Origin of the sequence: Nocardia sp. NPDC004604 (genome assembly GCF_040609795.1) — a bacterium.
In the GTDB taxonomy this organism is placed as follows: domain Bacteria; phylum Actinomycetota; class Actinomycetes; order Mycobacteriales; family Mycobacteriaceae; genus Nocardia.
Genome location: NZ_JBEXLC010000159.1, coordinates 1 through 20394, shown reverse-complemented (window position 1 = coordinate 20394; position 20394 = coordinate 1). Strand labels below are relative to the sequence as shown.

The window sequence follows — 20394 nt, the reverse complement described above, 5'->3', positions numbered from 1 at the left end:
GATAATGATGAGATAGAAATAGAAATTAATCCTGATGATATTACAGTAGATACATTTAGAGCATCAGGTGCAGGTGGACAACCGAGTGACACACCCCCCGCACCATCCCCAACCGAGTGACACACCTCCCGCACTACTCCCAACCGCTCGAGGCACCCGCGGGACACGCCAGACCCCCGGCGACCACGGAATAAACCCTCAGCCACCGACAACCGACCTACTCCAGCCCCATCCGCCCACTACTGCGTGCGAGCACAGCCGCTCCACCGAGCGACGGTCGGTCGCCCGATGTACCGCACTGAAAGGGATCAACGATGACCAGCACAGCCTCGACCACTGGAGCGCGGGCACATGCCCGGGCGCAAGCGGCCGTCGCGGAGATCGCGGGGCCGGAACTGCCCGAGGACGTCGCGGCGGCGAAGATCACCTTCGCACAGCGGATTCCGGCCGGTGGGTACGCGAATATCGTGCTCGGTCGCGGGACCAGGATTCGGCTGGGCGATGTCGCCGGTGCCGCGTGCGCGCACCTACTGCTGCTGCGCGCGGAAGCGCCGTGGGAGCGGCTCAATGTCGCCGACACCGTGAAGGTTCCGTGGCAGGCGTATCTCGGCACTGGACATCCGCTGCTCTCGGATCAGGGCCGAGTGCTGGCCACCATCGTCGCCGATACCTCCGGCCACCACGACACGCTGTGCGGACCGACACCGCCGGCGCGCGGACTGCTTCGGCTGGCGGGAGCCAAACAGGGCCTCGAGCCGCGGGATATCGCGCCGACCGTGTCCTTCTTCCGCGGTGTACGCGTCGAATCCGATGGCGCGCTGACCGCAACCGGCAGTGCCGCGCCCGGCGCATCGGTCGACCTGCTCATCCACCTGCCGGCGGTCCTGCTCATCGCGAACACCGCGCATCCGCTCGATGACCGGCCCGCGACCGATCTCGACATCGTCGCCTGGTCCGCGCCGGAAGAGCTTGCCGAACAACATAATTCCGACCCGGAGTATCTGCGGGCGGTCGAGAACACCGAACAGGCCTGGACGGCCACGACTCTGGAGGTAAGGGCATGACCTCGGCACCGACCCGCACCATCGTGCTCGACGAGACCGTACCAGCACGCGCGCCGTGGTCGACCGTGGTCCGCGCGGGTGATCAGCTCGAAATCATCGACCTGCACGGCAATCAGGCCGTCGACTGTCTGCTGTACTCAGCCGCCGACCACACCGACCGCTACAGCGCACAGACCACCATCGCCGCGCAGCGCAATATCTTCCTAGGCACCGGCAGTGTGCTACGCACCGATGTGGGCACCGCACTGATGACCGTCGTCGCCGACGAGGTCGGCAATCACGACACCATCGCGGGCGCCTGCTCCCAGGAGTCGAATACGCTGCGCTACGGCCACCACACCCGCCATCAGCACGCCTGCGTGGAGAACTTCCTCGCCGAGGCGCTGAAATGGGGCCTCGGCAAACGGGATCTGGTCTCGAATATCAACTGGTTCATGAACGTTCCGGTGGAGGCCGACGGCACCCTCGGCATCGTGGACGGCTTGTCCGCTCCCGGAAAGAAGGTCACCCTCCGCGCGGAGATCGACACCCTGGTGCTGGTGTCGAACTGCCCACAGATCAACAACCCCTGCAACGGCTTCGATCCCACGCCCGTGCGCATGGTGGTGACCCGATGACGGTGACCAACTTGTCGGCGAACGGTGCGACAAATCCGATTGGGTCGGGGCTGCCGACCGACAAGCGCTTTCATTCGATCAGCGGGACGGACACCCGCGGACAGTTCAGGGCGAACATCGGTGTCGACATGGCGGAGGCGTCGGAAATCACGCCTGCCGCTTCAGAATCCGCCGCACATGAACAGGGCCGAGGGGCGAACGGTGCCGATCCGGTCGGCGGGATCTCAACCGTCGCGATGGCCGGTCGGACAACCCCGATAACGGCTGCTGCGACCAGATTGGGTCACACGAAGGGCCGCGGCCTCGAAGTAACCGGCGATGCCGTATCGCGAATTGAAGTGCTGCGGCCCGGAATGCTGACCACCGTGCAGGATTGGCCGGGACGGATCGGCTACTGGCATATCGGAGTGCCCCCGTCGGGGCCTATGGACGACCTGTCGTTTCGACTCGGCAATCGGGTGCTCGGCAATGCTGAGGGCGCGGCCGGGCTGGAGTGCACCCTCGGTGGCCCCGCGCTGAAATTCTCCGCACCGACCTGGGTGTGCGTTACCGGCGCGCCGACCGATGTCACCGTGAACGGGACCCCCGTGCGGCAGTGGCGGACCGTGCTGGTTCCTGCGGGCGGGGTGCTCGATATCGGCGCGGTGCGCGGTCCCGGCATGCGCTGCTACGTGTTGCTCGCGGGCGGCCTCGAGCTTCCCGAATATCTCGGCAGCACGGCCACTTTCACGCTCGGCAAATTCGGCGGCAGCAAGGGCGATGCCGTGCGGGCGGGTGACACGCTGGAGCTCGGCCCGCACGTCGGCCGGATCGCGAAGGCGGTGCCGATGGAGGAGCAGCCGGTGCTGTCGCGACGCTGGGAACTGGCGGTTACCGAGGGGCCGCACGGCGCACCGGAGTTCTTCACACGCAAGGACTTCGACACCATTGTCGGCACCGACTACGAAGTGCACTTCAACTCCGATCGCACCGGTGTGCGGCTGATCGGCCCGAAGCCGGAGTGGGCCAGGACCGACGGCGGCGAGGCGGGCCTACATCCGTCGAATATCCATGACACCCCGTATTCGGTTGGGGCACTGGACTTCACCGGCGATACCCCGATTCTGCTCGGCCCGGACGGCCCCAGCCTCGGCGGTTTCGTCTGCCCGGTGACCGTCGTCGCCGCCGACCGGTGGAAGCTCGGCCAACTGTGCCCCGGCGATACCGTGCGCTTCGTCCCGATCCGCGCCGAGCACGCCGCCTCGATACGGGAACTCGGTCCGGCGCGGCGCGCGGCCTGGCCCGCCGTACTGTCCCCCGGTGGCGACGGCGATGACGGTGTATTGCGCCGCGCCGATGTCGACGACGAGATCGGCGTGACCTACCGCCGCCAGGGCAACGACGGTGTGCTCGTCGAATACGGCACCATGACACTGGATCTCGGCCTGCGCGCCCGGGTGCACGCCCTGCACCAACACCTGCTCGCGCTCGGCCTACGCGGGGTAGCCGAACTGACGCCCGGCGTGCGATCCCTGCAGATCCGAGTGGATCCGGCGATCCTGCCGGTACCCGCACTGCTGGACCTGCTGGCCGAGGCCGAAGCGCACATCCCCGCCGCCGATCGACTCGTGGTGCCGAGTCGCACCGTTCACCTGCCGCTGTCCTGGGACGATCCGTCGACGCGCGAGGCCATCACCCGCTACATGCACGGCGTACGCGCCGATGCCCCATGGTGCCCGTGGAATATCGAATTCATCCGGCGGATGAACGGATCGGCCTCGGTGCGGGAGGTGTACGACACCGTTTTCGGCGCCGAATATCTGGTGCTCGGCCTCGGCGACGTCTACCTCGGCGCGCCGGTCGCGACGCCGACCGATCCGCGCCACCGTCTGGTCACCACCAAATACAATCCGGCCCGCACCTGGACTCCCGAGAACGCCGTCGGCATCGGCGGGGCCTACCTGTGCATCTACGGTATGGAGGGTCCGGGCGGCTACCAGTTCGTCGGACGCACCACCCAGGTATGGAACCACCACGCCGACAGAGACGAATCCCCTTGGCTGCTCCGCTATTTCGACCGGATCCGCTGGTACCCCGTCGAAGCCGACGAACTGCTGGACCTGCGCGCCGATTTCGCGGCGGGCAAGGTCGAGGTGCGGGCCGAGGACGGGGAGTTCGCCCTCGCCGAATACCGGAAGTTCCTGTCCGACAATGCCGAATCCATCGATGAGTTCCGCGCACGGCAAGCCGACGCGTTCGCCGCCGAACGCGACTCCTGGCGGCAGGCGGGCGAACTCCCGGCCTGACCCGCGCTACCAGCCGAAAAGCTCGGCCATATCGATGGACTCGTCATCCCAGACTTCCTCGATACGGCGGCGCTCGGCCTCCGGCAGCTCCGGTGACCAGCCACAGCGCCGCCAGAAGTCCTCTCGCTGTTCCGGAGTAATCCTTCTCGGCTCGCTCATGGCGCTCACCCCTGCGTTGCCGCGGTCCTGCTGCCATTGATTGTGGGCCTGTTCCGGCTGCGATATGCCGGAACAGGCCCATATTCCATAACGGCGTGGCCGATTTCGATTTCGGCCTCGAGCTGATCCTCGACGGCCTGGAGCGGCTGAGGGGCGCGTGATCAGACGCCGAGCGCTTCGATGACGAGCCCGGCCGCCGCGGCACCGGAATACTGCTGCTGCCCGGCGATCAGGTTGCCGTCGCGCACGGCGTGCGACTCGAAGCGGCTCGCCACAATGAAATTGGCGCCGTTGCGTGCCTCGTCCTCGATGCGGAAGGGCTGGATGGCGTAGCCCTGCTCGGAATTGGCGAAGCCGGTACGGTTCGTCGAGGGCATGCGGTTGTCGCCCGCACGGACCATTGCGCAGCGCAAGCGGGCGTCCGGCCCGTCAGTTCACCGAAAGCCGAATCCTTTGCCGGGGAAGGCATTTCAGTGATCTAGTCGGATCCACGTGTGGTCGCCTGCGGACTCACCTGGTCGCGAATGATGCGCAGTCCGGCGACGAAGGCATCGAGTTGGTCCGGGCTCAGCAGGCCGGTGAACCAGCGCTCGATGACCTCGAGATAGTCGGGCAGTAGGCGCGCCAATTGGGTCGCGCCGGCCGCGGTGAGTACGGCATAGGAGCTGCGGCGGTCCGCGGAATCCAGTTCGCGGCACACGAATCCATTGCGTTGCAGCCGGTCGACGAGCCGGGTGACACCGCTGGTCGACAGATTCGTCTGGGCGGCGAGATCGGTCATCCGCAGCCGCCGCCCCGGCGAGCGGCTCAATCGCATCAGCGCATTGACATCGAGGCCGGACAGACCGTGCTTCTTCCAGGTCGGTTCCAATTTGCCGGCCAGTCCGTCGTAGGCCTCGTAGAGCAGGCCCATGGTGGTGAGTCGGGGGTCATCGAAGAGGTCTGTCGTGTCCACGACTCCGAGCGTAGCCGAGAATAGTTGCGATGGGGATAGTTGACATGAGGAATACCTCTGACTAAGTTGTTGTCAGCGCAATATTCCTCACGGCAACAAAATGGAGATTCAGATGACTGGCACGCTGCGTTGGGTCGCGGGATTCCGTTCCACCCTGGTCAACCCCGCCGAGCGGATCCGTTTCGCGGAACCGCGCGATTTCGCCGATCACACGGTGCGTCAGGTGCTGCACCTGGTCGGCGGCGGTGAGCAGCTGCGGGTGCGACTGACCAACCGCTACGGTTCGGCGCCGGTGACAATCGGTGCGGCGCGCATCGCGGTGCGCAAGTCGGGCGAGGAGATCGTGGCCGAGACCGATACCGAACTGCGCTTCGACGGCCAGGCGGGCACGATCATTCCCGCTGGTGCCGACATCATCAGCGACCCGATCGATTTCACCGTCGCGGCGGGCACCGATCTCGCGCTGAGCCTGTACCTGCCCGAGGCGACCGAGCTGGCCCCCTTCTCACAGCTGCCGATGGAACCCAGCTACGTGACGACCGGCGACCAGACCTCCGCACTCACGCTGCCCGACGCCGAACAGACCACCTCACGCTTCTACGTGACCGGCGTAGATGTGCTGACCGCGAGCACCGATCCGATCGTCGTCGCATTCGGCGACTCCTGGTTCGAAGGCGTCGGCTCGACCTCGGGTGCGAACCGCCGCTCGGTCGACATCCTCAACGAACATCTCATCTCCGGCTGGGTGGTCAATCAGGGGATCGGCGGAAACCGCCTGCTGACCGACCAGGTCGGCGAGCACGGCCTCGCCCGCTTCGATCGCGACGTCCTCGCCGTCCCCGGAGTCACGCACGTGGTGCTGCACTTCGGCGTCAACGACCTCATCCTTGACAACCACACCTCCCCCGCGAACGACCTGATCGCAGGGTTCACCGCCCTCGCCGAACGCGCGCGTGCCGCCGGACTGAAGGTCTACGCGAACACCATCGGCCCCTTCGCCGGCGTGATCTACCCCGACCTCAATGTCGACGAGGGACGCCCCGTCCGCCACACCGTCAACGAATGGCTGCGCACCACAAACATTTTCGACGCCGTCTTCGACGTAGCAGCCGCCGTAGAAGACCCCCAGAACCCCGACTACATCCACCCCGACCTGGATTCCGGCGACGGCCTCCATCTCAACGACGCAGGCGCGTTGATCATGGGCGAAACCATGACACTTCCTGGTCTCACCCACTGAATCACCGCCCCTGGTACCGGCACGAAATCCCGTGCCGGTACGAGCTTTCCGCCCGTCGCCAGAAAATCACCTACACAGCAAGGCCATTGAACTCCGCGCCAAACGCCCTCCAGATCACGACCCGCCCCCACCCATCCGATAGTCCCCGAGAATGCACTGGCGCAGGGGTGTTCTCGGCGTTTGCCTGCGAGAGTGCATGGTGATCGCTCGTCCAGGACGCCCCTTGGGGGCGAGCTGGGGTGAGACGGCACACGGAGGGCTCGAGGGGCACCGTCCAAAGCGGGCTAAGAACTGAGCCCGCGGAGGACAATCTCGAGGCCGAGGCGGAATTCTGTTGCGGAGTCGATGTTCTGAGCGTCGGTGGCGGTTTCGGTGAGGAGGGGGTAGGCGGTTGGGGAGAGTTGGGTCATGGTGGTGGTGCCCGGGCCGGAGAGGGGGCCGTAGTGCTCGTTCTGGAGGTGGCCGACAAGGAAGGCCATGAGGGTGCGTTGGGCCAGGACTCGGGCTGGGCCGGTGAAGCCCGCGTCGGTGAGGATCGTGAGCATCGCCTCGATCCAGCGCAGGCTGGCGGGGGAAGTCTGGCGGTGGCGCACTACGAGTGGGACCGCCGCGGGGTGGGCGGAGGCCGCGGTTCGCATGCGGTCCAGTAGGGCCGTGATGCGGTCGCGCCAATTCGGATCGGCCGGTGGGGTGAGGTCGATGGTGGCGAGGAGGTGGTCAACGACCAGCACCTCCAGTTCGTCGCGGTCGGCGACATAGCGGTAGAGCCCCATGGTGGCGATGCGGAGTTCCTTCGCGACCGCGCGCATGGTGAGGCCGGACCGGCCGTCGCGATCCAGCACCGCGATGGCGGCGGCCGCGATGGCGGGGCTGGTCAGCGAGCGAGGACGGGGCACGGGTTGACAGCGTACAAGGTACGCGCATACTTGTCGTAGGCGTACGTCGTACACCTACGAAGGGAGTTTCCATGTCCTTGCCGACCACGGTGGCCGATCGGGCACTCGTCACCATCGCCGACAGCACAATTCAGATCCCGGATCAGGACTGCCTGATACACCTGCAGTTCCGCCGCTTCGCGGGATGCCCGATCTGCAACCTGCACCTGCGCTCGTTCGCCGTCCGGCACGATGAGATCCTCGCCGCGAATATCCGCGAGGTCGTCGTCTTCCATTCCAGCGCAGCCGAATTGCGCAGATACGAGGGCGACCTCCCGTTCGACCTGATCGCCGACCCGACCCGAATCCTCTACCGCGAGTTCGGCATCGAATCCACACCCCGCGCCCTACTCGACCCGCGCGCCTGGCCCACCATCATCCGCGGCGTCGTCACCGCGACCAGAGCAGTCCTGCGCAAGGAAAAGCCCGCTCCCCCAGCCAAACCCGAGGGCGGGCGCCTGGGCCTGCCCGGCGATTTCCTCATCGCCCCCTACGGCCGAGTCCTGGCCAGCAAACTCGGCCAACACGCCGACGACCAATGGTCGGTCGACGAACTACTCGCGCTCGCACCCAGCACCGAGGCCCGGCATTGACCATCGAGTGCCCGAAGCTCGTCACAGCATGCGGCCCTGCCCCTGCCACCAACGAAACAGGCCAGCGTTGCGGCGATGGTGTCCGACTCAGGGCATCAGTGACGCCGGATCCACCGTGAATTCAAAAGGACTGCGCAGGGTGACGGTGTCTCCAGCCGCCACCCGGTGCGTCCGTTCGTAGGTGTCGTCCGCACCAAGGGCATGCGCGAACAGGACCGGCAACATTTCCTCGCGGAGTTGGCCTTTGAACGGGTTGATCTCGACGTGCCAGTAGTTCGGGATACCGGCGGCGGCGTAGAGAACGGGCTTGACCATGCGGTCCTGCAGGGTCGTTGATTTAGATACCACTTCGACGACCAGTTTCACCTGTTCGGCCGGAACACCCCGGGCGTCCCAGTCGATCGGGCCGGTAGCCACCATGACATCGGGAATCGGCTCGTCATCGCCGATCAGCACCCCGACGCCTTCCAGCACGACATACCCAGGTGGCACAACATCAACGAGTGCGCGCACCAGCCATTGAATCAGCCATTGATGTCGTGGTTTGGGAGCAGCGTTCACGACGAGCTGGCCATTCAGCACCTCGTACCGTAATCCGTCTTCGGGCATGTGATCGAGGTCCTCGGCAGTCCAACGATCGGACCTGGGAACGGGCATTGCCATTGGAACCACCTCCAACCTCGCCGAACGGGAGCGGACGATGTCCGCTGACTCCGCCCAAGTCTAGCCGGAGCCCCACACCTCAGCGGCGTGTCAGCAATGGCCGGATGCTCGGTCGAGTCCTGGCGTCGAGCCGAGTCAAATGGTGGGCACATCCGATTGCAAAGCCACCATATGACTCGGCTCGATGGTAGGGCTGGCAGTAGCAAGCACGGAGCCCCGCACCTCTGTTGAGGTGCGGGGCTTTTGGGTCGGTAATGCGCTTTCGGCTATTCGACGATCACGATGCGCACGTTCTCGTCCGCGGCGTCGGTTGGTTCGTCGAGGGTGACGAACCAGTGGCTGACCTCGCCGTCGGCGAGGTCGTCGGCGATCTCGTCGGCGCTGGGCAGCACCGACAGGGCACCGGCGGTTGCCGAGGACAGGAACTCCAGCAGGGCGGTCCGGCCGGAGGCGGCGGTGGTGAACGTTGTCGACTCGTAGTCGATCTCGTATTCCGAGCGCACGCGATCCGACTGCGCCAGCGCCTCGGTCTGGCTGAGTGCCTGGACCGATCCGTCCGCCGCGAGCACCACGAAGGCCGGGTGTTCCTCGGCCAGCGGGCGCACGCGGTCCGCGTAGGACACCGGATGCGATGGCGCGGAGGCCAACTCGGCCTGCACCGTCGGATCGCTCGGCACCAGCCAGTTGATCGGGGCGTCGACCGGTTCCAGGGTGATCCCGAAACCGGCTCCGGCAGCGACCATGTCGTCGGCACTCAGATCACCGGCGAACAGGCAGGCGGCACCGGCCTTCTGGATGGCCCAGACCGCGACCACCGCTTCCACCGAACGCGGCAGCGCGACCGCGATCACATCGCCGGGTCCGGCACCGCGCTCGATGAGCACCCGCGCCAGCTGCGAGGAACGGCGATCCAGCACGTGGTAGGCGATTTCGTCGCCGTCGACGAGCAGTGCGGGGGCCTCCGGATCCGCCTCGACGACCTCGCCGAGCACCTTCGACACCGTGCGCGCGCCGAGCCGGCCGACCGGCTCCGGCGCGGGAGCCGTTGCCGCGATACCGGATTCGGCGAGCAGGCGAGCGCGCTCACCGGCGTCGAGGATATCGATATCGCCGACGAGTCCCGTCGGATCGCCGAGCAGCGCGTCGAGGACCCGGATCAGCCTGGTGGACAGGGTTTCCACCTCATCGGCGGTGAACCGGCTGAGCAGGTACTCGAGGGTGAACTCGAGCTTGGACTCCGCGGTGACCTGCAGGGTCAGCGGGTAGTGCGTCGTGCTGTCGACGCCGACATCGGTCACCGACATGCCGTCGATCGAACTCGCGGCCGCGATCGCCTCGCGATCGATCGGATACGACTCGAATACCAGCAGCGTGTCGAACTGCGATCCGATTCCGGCGGCGCGCTGGATATCGGCGAGTCCGACGTAATGATGGTCGAGCAGTTCGGTCTGGTCGCGCTGCAATCGCTTGAGCTGATCGTCGATGGTCGCGCGGTCGTCGATGCGCACCCGGATCGGGAGCGTATTGATGAACAGACCGACCATCGATTCCACACCGGGCAACTCGGCGGGCCGACCGGAAACCGTTGCACCGAATACCACATCGGCGCGACCGGTGAGCCTGCCGAGCAGAATGCCCCAGGCCGCCTGTACCAGCGTGTTCACCGTGATGCCGAGATCGGCGCAGTGCTTGGTGAGCTGGTGGGTGCGGTCGGCGTCGATCTCGGTGACCAGCTTGCCGGTCTCGTAGGTCTCGGCCGTCCGCGCGGGCGTCGCCAGTTCGGTCGGTTCGGTCGCACCGTCGAAGGCCTCGGCCCAGATCCGCAGCGACGCGTCCTGGTCGCGGGTGGCGAGCCAGTCTAGGAAGTCGCGGTAGGAGGAGACCTGCGGCAGCGCCGACTGCTCGCCACGCGTCGCGTAGAGCACCAGCAGATCCCGCATGAGCAGCGGCATCGACCAGCCGTCGACCAGTACGTGGTGGGTGGTGATGGCCAGCGACCACTCCTCGGCGGCGGTGCGGAACAACGTGTAGCGCACCAGCGGCGGCGCGGACATATCGAAGCGATCCGCGTGATCGGCCTCGATCCGCCGCTGCAGTTCCTCGGCCCGCTCGGCCTCCGGCAGCTCGGTGAGATCCACCACGCGCCAGGGCACTTCGAGCCGATCGAGTACGACCTGCATGGCCCGACCCATGGCGTCGGTGACGAAGGCGGTGCGCAGGTTCGGGTACCGATCCAGGATCGCCTGCGCGGCCGCGTGCAGCCGTTCGATATCCACCGTTCCGGCCAGCCGCACCACGGCCTGCATGGTGTAGACGTCCACGGTGGCCGTGGTCATCAGCGCGTGGAAGAGCAGACCGGACTGCAGCGGCGAGACGGGCCACACATCGGTGAGCCCGGGGTAGGTCCGCTCCCACAGGTCGATATCGGACTGGCCGACCCGCACCAGCGGCAGATCCGACGGTGTGTGCCCACCGGCATCCGGGCGTTGCGCGTGCTCGGCCAGCACCGTCAGCGCGGTGATCCACAGATCCGCCAGCTCCTGCACCCGCTCCGGGCCGAGCAGGCCCACCGGGAATTCGAAGGTGGCGAGCAGGCGCGGACCAGTGTCCGCATCGTCGGTGGTGACGGTGATATCGACCGCACCGTTGGCGGGCATATCGGCGGCACGCTCGGTCCTGATCGCCGCGTCCTGATACCGGAAGCTCACCTGACCCACCTGCGGCAGATGCAGCAGACCGTGGCCGGCACCCTGATCCGGCACCGCGAGCAGTTGCTCCTTCACCGACTTGACGATGGCGCCCGCGGCGGCCCCGCCGGTGAACGCATCGGCCAGATCGATATCGCCCAGTGTGAGCCGGGCCGGATAGGTGGTGGTGAAAGCACCGACCGTGCGGGACAATTCGGCATCGCGGACCGCCGCGCGCCCATCGCCATCGAGCCGGATCAGCACATCCGATCCGTGCTGTTCGCCGCGCCAGCGCACCAGCGCCATGGCCAATGCCGAAAGCAGCCCGTCCGGCACACCGCCGTGGAACCGCGCCGGAACGGTGGTGAGCAGGATCTCGGAGACCGCCGTCGGCACCTCGACCCGAACCCGCCGCACCGAGGCGACGGTGTCCTGTGCGGGATCGAAGGCGCGCGCGCCCAGCAGCGGATCCGGCGTGGCCGAAACCTCGTGCCAGAACGGCAGTTCGACGGCACGGGCACTCGCATCCTCGGTCAGGCCGTATGCCCAGCGCCGCAGCGAGGTGCCGACCTCCGGCAGTGCGACCGGCTCGGCCGCGACCAGATCGCGCAGATCCGCGGTCAGCACGCCGAGGGACCTCGGGTCGGCCGCGAAGGCGTGCACCACGACCAGCACGAAATTGCCGCCGTCGAGCTTGTCCGCGGTGATGCGCACGAACTGCACCATCACACCGTTGGCCGGATCGAGACGATCCGCCGCGGCGCCGCGTTCGCTATCGGCGAGCCGCATGAGCTCGTCGTAGCCGTAGTCCTCGGTCCGGGTGGCATCGACCGAAACCTCGTGCACCAGTGCATCGATATCGATGGCGCCGCGCTCTAGTGCTGCGAATGTCCAGCCATCGCCCACCTGGCGCAGTTGGGTGCGCAGGGCGTCGTGCCGGTCGACGATCGTGCCGATCGCCGCGCGCAGTCCGTCGCGATCGAATTCGCGTGGCAGGGCCACCGTCGCCTCATGGGCGAGGCGCTGGTAGGACGCGCCACCGGCCAGCACGGCCGCGATACTCGGCGGCAGCGGGATCTCGCCGACCCCGCCACCGGGCAGCTCCGCCATTGTCGGACGCAGCTCCGCGGTCGAGGTGGCGATCGCCGCGAGTCCGGCGACACTGCGCTGATCGAAGACATCGCGCACGGAGAACACCACGCCCAGCGCCTTCGCCCGCGATACCAACTGGATCGACAGAATGCTGTTACCGCCGAGGGCGAAGAAGTCGTCATCGGCGCCGATCCGCTCGATACCGAGCACATCGGCGAACACACCGGCCACGATCTGCTCCACCGGCGAGACCGGGGCGCGGAATGCGGCATGTTCGAAGGTGGGCTGCGGCAGCGCATTTCGATCGAGCTTGCCATTGGCGTTGAGCGGCAACGCTTCCAGCGCCAGGAAGGCACTCGGCACCATGTAGGACGGCAGCTCCGCGGCCAGCGCCGACTGCAGTGCGCGCTTATCGAGTTCACCGCTGGTCGGGACGACATAGGCGACGAGGCGGTCGCCGAGCGCCGGATCGGTGTGCGCGAGCACGGCGGCCGAGGTGATCGAGGTCTGCCGCAGCAGTGCCGCCTCGATCTCGCCGAGTTCGATGCGGAAACCGCGGATCTTCACCTGGAAGTCGGTGCGGCCACGGTATTCCAGCTCACCGTCGGCATTCCACGCCACCAGGTCACCCGTGCGGTACATGCGCACGCCGGACTCGAACGGGTCGGCCACGAACCGCTCCGCGGTCAGATCCGCCCGTCCGAAGTAGCCGCGCGCCAATTGCGCACCGGCCAGGTACAACTCACCGGACACCCCGACCGGCACCGGCCGCAAGCGCGAATCCAGCACGTAGACACGGCTGTTCCACTCCGGCGCACCGATCGACACCGAGACGGCATCCGCATCGGTCACCTCGTGGTTGGTGATCGACACCGCGGCCTCGGTCGGACCGTAGAGGTTGAACAGCTTGGCGGCATTGGCCTTGCGGAACCGCTGTGCGGTCGCGGCGGGCAGTGCCTCACCGATCGCCAGCACCCGGCACAAGGACTCGGGCAGCTTGCCGTCCGATTCGGTCAGCAGGGCGTCCAACATCGACGGCACCACATGCAATGTGGTGACACCGGCATCGCGCATCAGGGTATTGAGGTACCCCGGATCGCGATGTCCGTCGGCGGTCGCGATGACCAGTCGGCCCCCGGACACCGCGGCCGACCAGAACTCCCATACCGAAAGGTCGAAGGTCGCGGCCGTCTTGAGCAGCACCGCGTCTTCGGCGCCGAGGCCGAATTCGCTGGTCTTCCACTGCAACTGGTTGGCGATCGCACTGTGCGGCAGTGCCACACCCTTCGGCTGGCCGGTCGAACCCGAGGTGAAGATCACGTACGCGGTATTCGCCGCGGTCAGCGTGCCGAGTCGTTCGTCTCCGGATACCGGCGCATCCGAGTACGGCGACAGGTCGAGTTCATCGATGGCCACCGAATCCACCGTCGCGGAGGTGAAGCCCTCGCGACCGGTGGTCAGCACGCACACCGGAGCGGCGGTGCCGAGGATGTACTCGACGCGGTCGGCGGGCTGATCCGGATCGACGGGCACATACGCCGCACCGGCCTTGGCCACCGCGTACATCGCGACGACCAGATCAACCGACCGGCGGATCGCCAGCGCGACCCGATCCTCCGATCCGACACCACGCTCGATCAGGTACCGCGCCAGGCGGTTCACCTGCGAATCGAGTTCGGCATACGTCAGCGTCGCGTAGCGACTCGTTGAGGGGTGGTGGTCGGGCGACGGGTGGGCGAGCTTCAGCTTGCCGCCGGTGGGCACATCCGCGACCAGCGCGATCGCGTCCGGCGTCGCGGCCACGGTCGCATCGAGCAGCGATACCAGCGTCGCGGTGGTATCGACCGCATGCGCGGTGTCATTCCACTGCGTGAGGATCCGCGTGCTCTCCTGCGGTGCGAGCAGATCGATCTCGCCGACCGGCTGCGCCGCATCGGCGACGATCGCGTCCAGTACCCGCAGGAACCGGTCCGCAAAGCCCTGCACCGTGGCCTCGTCGAACAGGTCGATGGCATAGCCGAATTCGGTGACGATCTCGGCCGGGGTGCCGTCATCGGCGTAGCGGTCGTAGAGCGTGACGTGCAGATCGGTCTTGGCCAGCTGTGAATCGAAGTTCACCGCGCTCACCGACAGGCCGGGCAGTGTGAAGGTGGTCTCGGCCAGGTTCTGGAACGAAAGACCGATCTGGAACAGCGGATTGCGCGCCGTCGAACGCTCCGGGTTGAGCACCTCGACCAGCCGCTCGAACGGCACATCGGCGTTCGCGAACGCCTCCAGATCCCGTTCGCGCACATCGGCGAGCAGATCGGCGAAGGTATCGCCGGACCGCACCCGGGTACGGAACACCAGGGTGTTGACGAACATGCCGATCAGATCGTCGAGTTCGCGCTCGCCGCGACCCGCGATCGGCGTACCGACGGCGATATCGTCGGTGCCCGACAGCCGGGCCAGCAGCACCGCGAGCGCCGCGTGCACGACCATGAACAGCGAGGCGTTATTGGCCCGCGCCAATTCGTGCAGGCGAGCGTGCTTATCCGGCGCGATCTCGAAGCGAATCGCCTTGCCGTGGAAGCTCTGCGCGGGCGGACGCGGCCGGTCCGCGGGCAGCTCCAGCTGATCGGGCAGACCCGCGAGCGTGGACTGCCAGTAGGCGACCTGCTGTGCGGCAAGCGATTCCGGATCGTCCTCGGAGCCGAGCACCGAACGCTGCCACAGCGCGTAGTCGGCGTACTGCACCGGCAACGGCAGCCACTGCGGGATCTCCCCCTGCGCCCGTGCCACATACGCCGCCATGACATCGCGGGCCAGCGGGCCCATCGACGAACCGTCGGCCGAGACGTGGTGCACCGTGAACGCCAGCACGTGATCGTGTTCGGCGATCCGGAACAGCGTGACCTTCAGCGGCACCTGCACGGTGACATCGAAGGTGGTGAGCGCGAATTCGATGACCGTGCGCAGCAGATCCGACTCGTCGATATCGGTGACGGTCAGCCGTGGGACGGACTGATCGGCGGGCTGGATCACCTGGTGCGGACCGCTGGCCGAACTCGGGTAGGTGGTCCGCAGCACCTCGTGCCGCGCGAAGACGTCACCGAGCGCCTGTTCGAGTGCCGCCACATCGAGCGCACCGGACAGCCGCACGGCGAGCGGAATATTGTCCACCGCCGAGGTGGCCGTATCGAACTGGTTGAGGAACCAGTACCGCTGCTGCGCGGGCGAGAGCGGAATACGGGCCGGGCGCTCCCCGGCCACCAGGCGCGGCCTGGTGCGGCCGGATCCGGCATTGTGTTCGGCCTTGGCCGCCAGCGCGGCGACCGTCGACGCCTCGAACAGGTCGCGCACCGCGAGCTGGGTATCCAGTGCCGCGCCGATGCGCGCGGTCACCTGGGTGGCCAGCAGCGAGTTGCCGCCGAGTTCGAAGAAGTCGTCATCCAGGCCGACCCGGGCGATGCCGAGCACGTCGCAGTAGATGCTCGCCACGATCTCCTCGATCGGGGTCGACGGTGCGCGGAACACCTTCGCCTCGAAGACGGGAGCGGGCAATGCCTTTCGATCGAGCTTGCCGGAGGCATTGAGCGGGAACGCGTCCAGCACCACGAAGGCCGTCGGCACCATGTAGGCGGGCAGATCGGCCGCGAGTTCGGCGCGCACCGCGTCGATATCGACGCTACGGTCGGCCGCCGCGATCACATAGCCGACCAGCTGATCACCGAGGCGATCGTCGGAGCGGACCACCACGGCGGCCTGGGCGATCGCATCCAGCGCGGTCAGCGCGGATTCGATCTCACCGAGTTCGATGCGCAGACCGCGCAACTTCACCTGGAAGTCGGTGCGGCCCAGGTACTCCAGCTCGCCATTCGCAGTCCAGGTGACCAGGTCACCGGTGCGGTACATGCGCTCGCCGGAGCCGAACGGGTTGGCCACGAAGCGATCCGCGGTCAGATCCGCACGCGCCACATAGCCGCGCGCCAGCTGATCACCCGCGAGGTACAGCTCACCCGGCACCCCGATCGGAACCGGGTGCAGCCGTGAATCCAGCACGTACACCTCGGTATTGAAGACCGGAGCGCCGATCGGCACCGAGACGGTGTCGGCGTCGGTCACCTCGTGATAGGTGACATCGACCGCGGCCTCGGTCGGACCGTACAGGTTGTGCAGCCAGACACCGGTCAGCTCGCGCAGCCGCTGTGCGGTCACCGCGGGCAGCGCCTCACCGGAGGCGAAGACATTGCGCAGGTCGAAGCATTCGCCCGCCCGGTCATCGGCCACGAAGACCGAGAGCATGGACGGCACGAAGTGCACCGTGGTGACCTGCTCCTCGGCAATGGTCTGCACCAGGTACGCCGGATCGCGATGCCCGTCGGGCCGTGCGATGACCAGGCGCGCCCCGACCTGCAGCGGCCACCAGAATTCCCAGACCGACACATCGAAGGTGGCCGGCGTCTTCTGCAGCACCACATCGCCGCGATCCAGCCCGTATTCGGACTGCATCCAGACCAGGCGGTTGACGATGGCGGCGTGGCTGACCGCGACACCCTTCGGGCGACCGGTCGAACCGGAGGTGAAGATCACGTACGCGGTATTCGAAGGCCGCAGCGGCACCAGACGTTCCGCATCGGTCACCGGCTCGTCGGAGTACTCCGACAGATCCAGCGCCGCGATATCCAGCGCCGCAGTGCTGCCCGCGTCGAATTCGTCGGCCGCGGTGGTCAGCACGCACACCGGGTCCGCGGTGTCGAGCACATACCGGGTGCGCTCGGCCGGATGATCCGGATCGATCGGCACATACGCACCACCGGCGACGCTCACCGCGTACATGCCGATCACCAGCTCGAAGGACCGGCGCATACCGAGCGCGACCATCGAATCCGGACCGACACCCAGCGAGATCAGGTGCCTCGCGAGTTGATTCACCCGTGCGCTGAACTCGCCGTAGGACAGACTCGTCCCCTCGAACGTGAGCGCAGTCGCCTTCGGACTCCGGGCGGCCTGGTCCTGGAACATCGAGACCAGGGTGAGCTCGGCGTCGACGACATGCGCGGTGTCGTTCCAGGTGTCGAGCACCTTCGTGCGTTCGGCGGCATCGAGCAGATCGACGTCACCGACCGCGGCGGCCGGGTCCGCGACCACCGCGCGCAGCAGGCGGACCAGCCGTTGCGCGACACCGGCAATGGTGCGGGCGTCGAACATATCAGTCGCATAGGCGAATTCGGCGGTCATGCCGTCGGCATTGCCGGCCGCATCGATGCGGTCCGCGAGGTTCAGATGCAGATCGAATTTCGCGGTCACCACATCGAGCGGAACGCCGGCCACTTCGAGGCCGGGCAGCTCGAAGGCCGCCTCGCCGGTGTTCTGGAACGACAGCATCACCTGGAACAGCGGATGCCGCGCCTGCGAACGGGCCGGGTTGAGGATGTCGACCAGCCGCTCGAACGGCAGGTCCGCGTGGCCGAAGGCGGCCAGATCGGTTTCCCGGGCCCGGGCGACCAGCTCGGCGAACGACGCACCCGCATCGACTGCAGTACGCAGCACCAGCGTATTGACGAACATGCCGATCGCATCGTCGAGCACGGCCTCACCGCGACCGGCGACGGCGGTACCGATAGCGATGTCATCGGTACCGGACAGTCGCGCCAGCAGTGCCGCGAAGGCCGCGTGCACCACCATGAACAGGCTCGCGCCCTGTGCGCGGGCCAGTGCGTTGAGTTCGGCCAGCAGCTGTGCGTCGATGCCGAATTCGTAGACGTCACCACGGTTGGACGCGATGGCCGGACGCGAACGATCCGACGGCAGGTCCAGCTGATCGGGCAGTCCGGCCAGGCTTTCGGACCAGTACGCGACCTGCTTGGCGATCAGCGAGGCCGGATCGTCCTCGGAGCCGAGGGTTTCGCGCTGCCACAGCGCGAAGTCGGCGTACTGCACCGGCAGCGGCGCCCAGGCCGGCGATTCGCCACGGTTGCGGGCCGCGTAGGCGACCATCACATCGCGGGCCAGCGGACGCACCGACCAGCCGTCACCGGAGATGTGGTGCACCACGAAGACCAGCACGTGGGTATCCGGCAGCGACCCGTCCATCGGGGCCTCGAGCCGGAACAGCTCGGCCCGCACCGGAACCTCGGCGGTGACATCGAAGCCGGTGAGTACCAGCTCGCTGATGCGATCGCGAATATCGGTCTCCGACACCACGATCGGGGTCAGGTCGAGGTGGACCTGACCGGCGGGCAGCACGACCTGCACACCATGGCCGTCGGCGGTCTCCGGGTAGACGGTGCGCAGCACCTCGTGCCGGTCCATCACATCCGCGACGGCCAGCCGCAGCGCATCGGTATCGAGTGCACCGGTGAGCCGGACCGCCAGCGGGATGTTGTTGACGGCGGTCTGGTTGTCGAAGCGGTTGAGGAACCACATCCGCTGCTGGGCCAGCGACAGCGGAATCTGTTCCGGCCGCGGTCCGGCCACCAGCTCCCGGCGACCACCGGTCCCCTGCTGCGCCTCCATCCGCGCGGCCAGCGCGGCCACATTCGGCGCCTCGAACAGCAGCCGCACCGGAATGCGGGTATCGAGTGCGGCGCCGAGGCGGGCGACCACCTGGGTGGCGATCAGCGAGTTGCCGCCGAGATCGAAGAAGTCGTCGTCGAGACCGACCGCGCGCCCGCCCTCGGCGCTCGAAAGACCGAGCACCTCGGCGAAGGTATCGGCCACGATCTCCTCGATCGGGGTCGACGGCGCGCGGAATTCCCGTGCCTCGAAGGCGGGTTCGGGCAGTGCGCGGCGGTCCAGCTTGCCGTTCGGGTTCAGCGGCATGGCGTCGAGTACCAGCAGTGCCGCGGGCACCATGTACGACGGCAGCTGCCCGGTCAGGTGCCTGCGCAGCTCGTCGACATCCACCTCGCCGCCGTTCACCGGCACCACATAGCCGACCAGCTGATCGCCGGTACGGGCATCCGAGCGCACCAGCGCCACGGCCTGTGCGACCGCATCGTGCGCGGTGAGGGCGGTTTCGATCTCACCGAGCTCGATGCGCAGACCGCGCAGCTTGACCTGGAAGTCGGTGCGGCCCAGGTAGTCGATGGCGCCATCGGCGGCCCTGGTGACCAGGTCACCGGTGCGGTACATGCGTGCGCCGGGTGCGCCGAACGGGTTGGCAACGAAGCGATCCGCGGTCAGATCGGCGCGACCGAAGTAGCCGCGCGCCAACTGCGCACCCGCGAGATAGAGCTCACCCGCGACACCCGGCGGCACCGGGTGCAGACGCGAATCCAGGACGTAGGCCTGCGAATTCCACACCGGCAGGCCGATCGGCACCGCGCCATCGACCTTTTCGGCAACGGGGCCATGGGTCGCGTGGACGGTGAATTCGGTTGGGCCGTACAGGTTGTACAGCTCGGCCGAACTCACCTTGCGAATGGCCTGCGCCGCATCGGCGGTGAACGCCTCACCGGCAATGAGCAAGGCACGCAGCGATTCCAGCGCCGCACCACCGGCAGCATCCACACTGCCCGCGAACACGGTCAGCATCGAAGGCACGAACGAGGTCATGGTGACCCGCTCGGCCGCGATCACATCGGCCAGGTACTGCGGGTCACGATGCCCATCCGGGCTCGCCACCACAATCCGGCCACCGGTGCTCAACGGGCCGAACAACTCCCACACCGACACGTCGAACGTCGCCGGGGTCTTGAACAGCACCACATCATCGGCACCGATGCCGTATTCGCCGGTGATCCAACGGATCTGGTTGACAACGGCCGCATGCGGGACCGCAACACCCTTCGGGCGACCGGTCGAACCCGAGGTGAAGATCACGTACGCCGGGTTGCTCGGGCGCAGCGGTTCGATCCGCTCGGCGTCGGTGACCGGCTCGTCGGAGTATCCGGACAGATCCAGTTCATCGATGACGAGTGCGGGCAGACCGGTGCCGTCGAAATCGTCGCGCGAGGTGGTCAGCACGCATACCGGCGCGGCCGAATCGAGCACATAGCCGATCCGCTCCGCAGGCTGATCGAGATCCAGCGGCACATACCCACCACCGGCCTCGTGCACCGCGTACGCCGCGACCACCAGATCGACCGAACGCCGCAGGCCAAGGGCGACGAGCGTTTCC

Annotated in this window: 11 protein-coding genes and 1 pseudogene; 6 read left to right on the top strand and 6 right to left on the bottom strand. The window is 67.1% G+C overall.

What is annotated here, in order from left to right; genetic code table 11:
• From ABZW16_RS36705 to ABZW16_RS36690, 4 genes and pseudogenes are all read left to right on the top strand, one after another.
• Positions 1-81 (top strand): annotated as a pseudogene (locus tag ABZW16_RS36705) (peptide chain release factor-like protein); the annotation flags it as partial.
• Between the two features lie 233 nt (positions 82-314).
• Positions 315-1064 (top strand): DUF1989 domain-containing protein, encoded by a 750-nt coding sequence (locus ABZW16_RS36700; RefSeq protein ID WP_354960733.1) that lies wholly within the window; start codon positions 315-317, stop codon positions 1062-1064.
• Positions 1061-1681, top strand: coding sequence for an urea amidolyase associated protein UAAP2 (locus ABZW16_RS36695; protein ID WP_354960732.1), 621 nt, complete (start codon positions 1061-1063; stop codon positions 1679-1681). The genes ABZW16_RS36700 and ABZW16_RS36695 overlap by 4 nt, the downstream gene beginning before the upstream one ends.
• 128 nt (positions 1682-1809) lie before the next feature.
• Positions 1810-3966: a 5-oxoprolinase/urea amidolyase family protein gene (locus tag ABZW16_RS36690; protein ID WP_354960731.1), complete on the top strand. Its 2157-nt coding sequence runs from the start codon at positions 1810-1812 to the stop codon at positions 3964-3966.
• Positions 3967-3972: 6 nt separating this feature from the next.
• Here the strand turns inward: ABZW16_RS36690 and ABZW16_RS36685 are convergent, their stop codons facing one another.
• From ABZW16_RS36685 to ABZW16_RS36675, 3 genes are all read right to left on the bottom strand, one after another.
• Entirely contained in the window at positions 3973-4125 is a 153-nt protein-coding gene (locus ABZW16_RS36685; protein ID WP_354960730.1) for a hypothetical protein, read from the bottom strand.
• A 161-nt stretch (positions 4126-4286) separates the two neighbouring features.
• Positions 4287-4526: a hypothetical protein gene (locus tag ABZW16_RS36680; protein WP_354960729.1), complete on the bottom strand. Its 240-nt coding sequence runs from the start codon at positions 4524-4526 to the stop codon at positions 4287-4289.
• A gap of 77 nt (positions 4527-4603) precedes the next feature.
• A complete protein-coding gene (locus ABZW16_RS36675) occupies positions 4604-5080 on the bottom strand; it encodes a MarR family transcriptional regulator (RefSeq protein WP_354960727.1) in 477 nt (158 codons plus the stop codon).
• 112 nt (positions 5081-5192) lie between these two features.
• Here ABZW16_RS36675 and ABZW16_RS36670 point away from each other — a divergent pair, with 112 nt between their 5' ends.
• The gene (locus ABZW16_RS36670; protein ID WP_354960725.1) at positions 5193-6320 is read left to right on the top strand and encodes a GDSL-type esterase/lipase family protein; all 1128 of its coding nucleotides are present in this window, start codon (positions 5193-5195) and stop codon (positions 6318-6320) included.
• A gap of 284 nt (positions 6321-6604) precedes the next feature.
• On the opposite strand, the gene ABZW16_RS36665 is transcribed toward ABZW16_RS36670, so the two are convergent.
• Positions 6605-7216, bottom strand: coding sequence for a TetR/AcrR family transcriptional regulator C-terminal domain-containing protein (locus ABZW16_RS36665; RefSeq protein ID WP_354960724.1), 612 nt, complete (start codon positions 7214-7216; stop codon positions 6605-6607).
• A 71-nt stretch (positions 7217-7287) separates the two neighbouring features.
• On the opposite strand from ABZW16_RS36665, the gene ABZW16_RS36660 reads away from it, so the two are divergent.
• Complete coding sequence (locus ABZW16_RS36660; RefSeq protein WP_354960723.1) at positions 7288-7848, top strand: peroxiredoxin-like family protein; 561 nt, start codon at positions 7288-7290, stop codon at positions 7846-7848.
• Between the two features lie 87 nt (positions 7849-7935).
• Here ABZW16_RS36660 and ABZW16_RS36655 read toward each other — a convergent pair whose 3' ends face one another.
• Positions 7936-8505, bottom strand: coding sequence for a Uma2 family endonuclease (locus ABZW16_RS36655; protein ID WP_354960734.1), 570 nt, complete (start codon positions 8503-8505; stop codon positions 7936-7938).
• A gap of 272 nt (positions 8506-8777) precedes the next feature.
• Positions 8778-20394 (bottom strand): amino acid adenylation domain-containing protein (locus ABZW16_RS36650; protein WP_354960722.1); only part of this gene is annotated, 11617 nt, incomplete at its 5' end.

Coding starts and splice junctions, on each gene's coding strand:
- ABZW16_RS36700 (WP_354960733.1), top strand. CDS start 315: ATGACCAGCACAGCCTCGACCACTGGAGCGCGGGCACATGCCCGGGCG.
- ABZW16_RS36695 (WP_354960732.1), top strand. CDS start 1,061: ATGACCTCGGCACCGACCCGCACCATCGTGCTCGACGAGACCGTACCA.
- ABZW16_RS36690 (WP_354960731.1), top strand. CDS start 1,810: ATGGCGGAGGCGTCGGAAATCACGCCTGCCGCTTCAGAATCCGCCGCA.
- ABZW16_RS36685 (WP_354960730.1), bottom strand. CDS start 4,125: ATGAGCGAGCCGAGAAGGATTACTCCGGAACAGCGAGAGGACTTCTGG.
- ABZW16_RS36680 (WP_354960729.1), bottom strand. CDS start 4,526: ATGGTCCGTGCGGGCGACAACCGCATGCCCTCGACGAACCGTACCGGC.
- ABZW16_RS36670 (WP_354960725.1), top strand. CDS start 5,193: ATGACTGGCACGCTGCGTTGGGTCGCGGGATTCCGTTCCACCCTGGTC.
- ABZW16_RS36660 (WP_354960723.1), top strand. CDS start 7,288: ATGTCCTTGCCGACCACGGTGGCCGATCGGGCACTCGTCACCATCGCC.
- ABZW16_RS36655 (WP_354960734.1), bottom strand. CDS start 8,505: ATGCCCGTTCCCAGGTCCGATCGTTGGACTGCCGAGGACCTCGATCAC.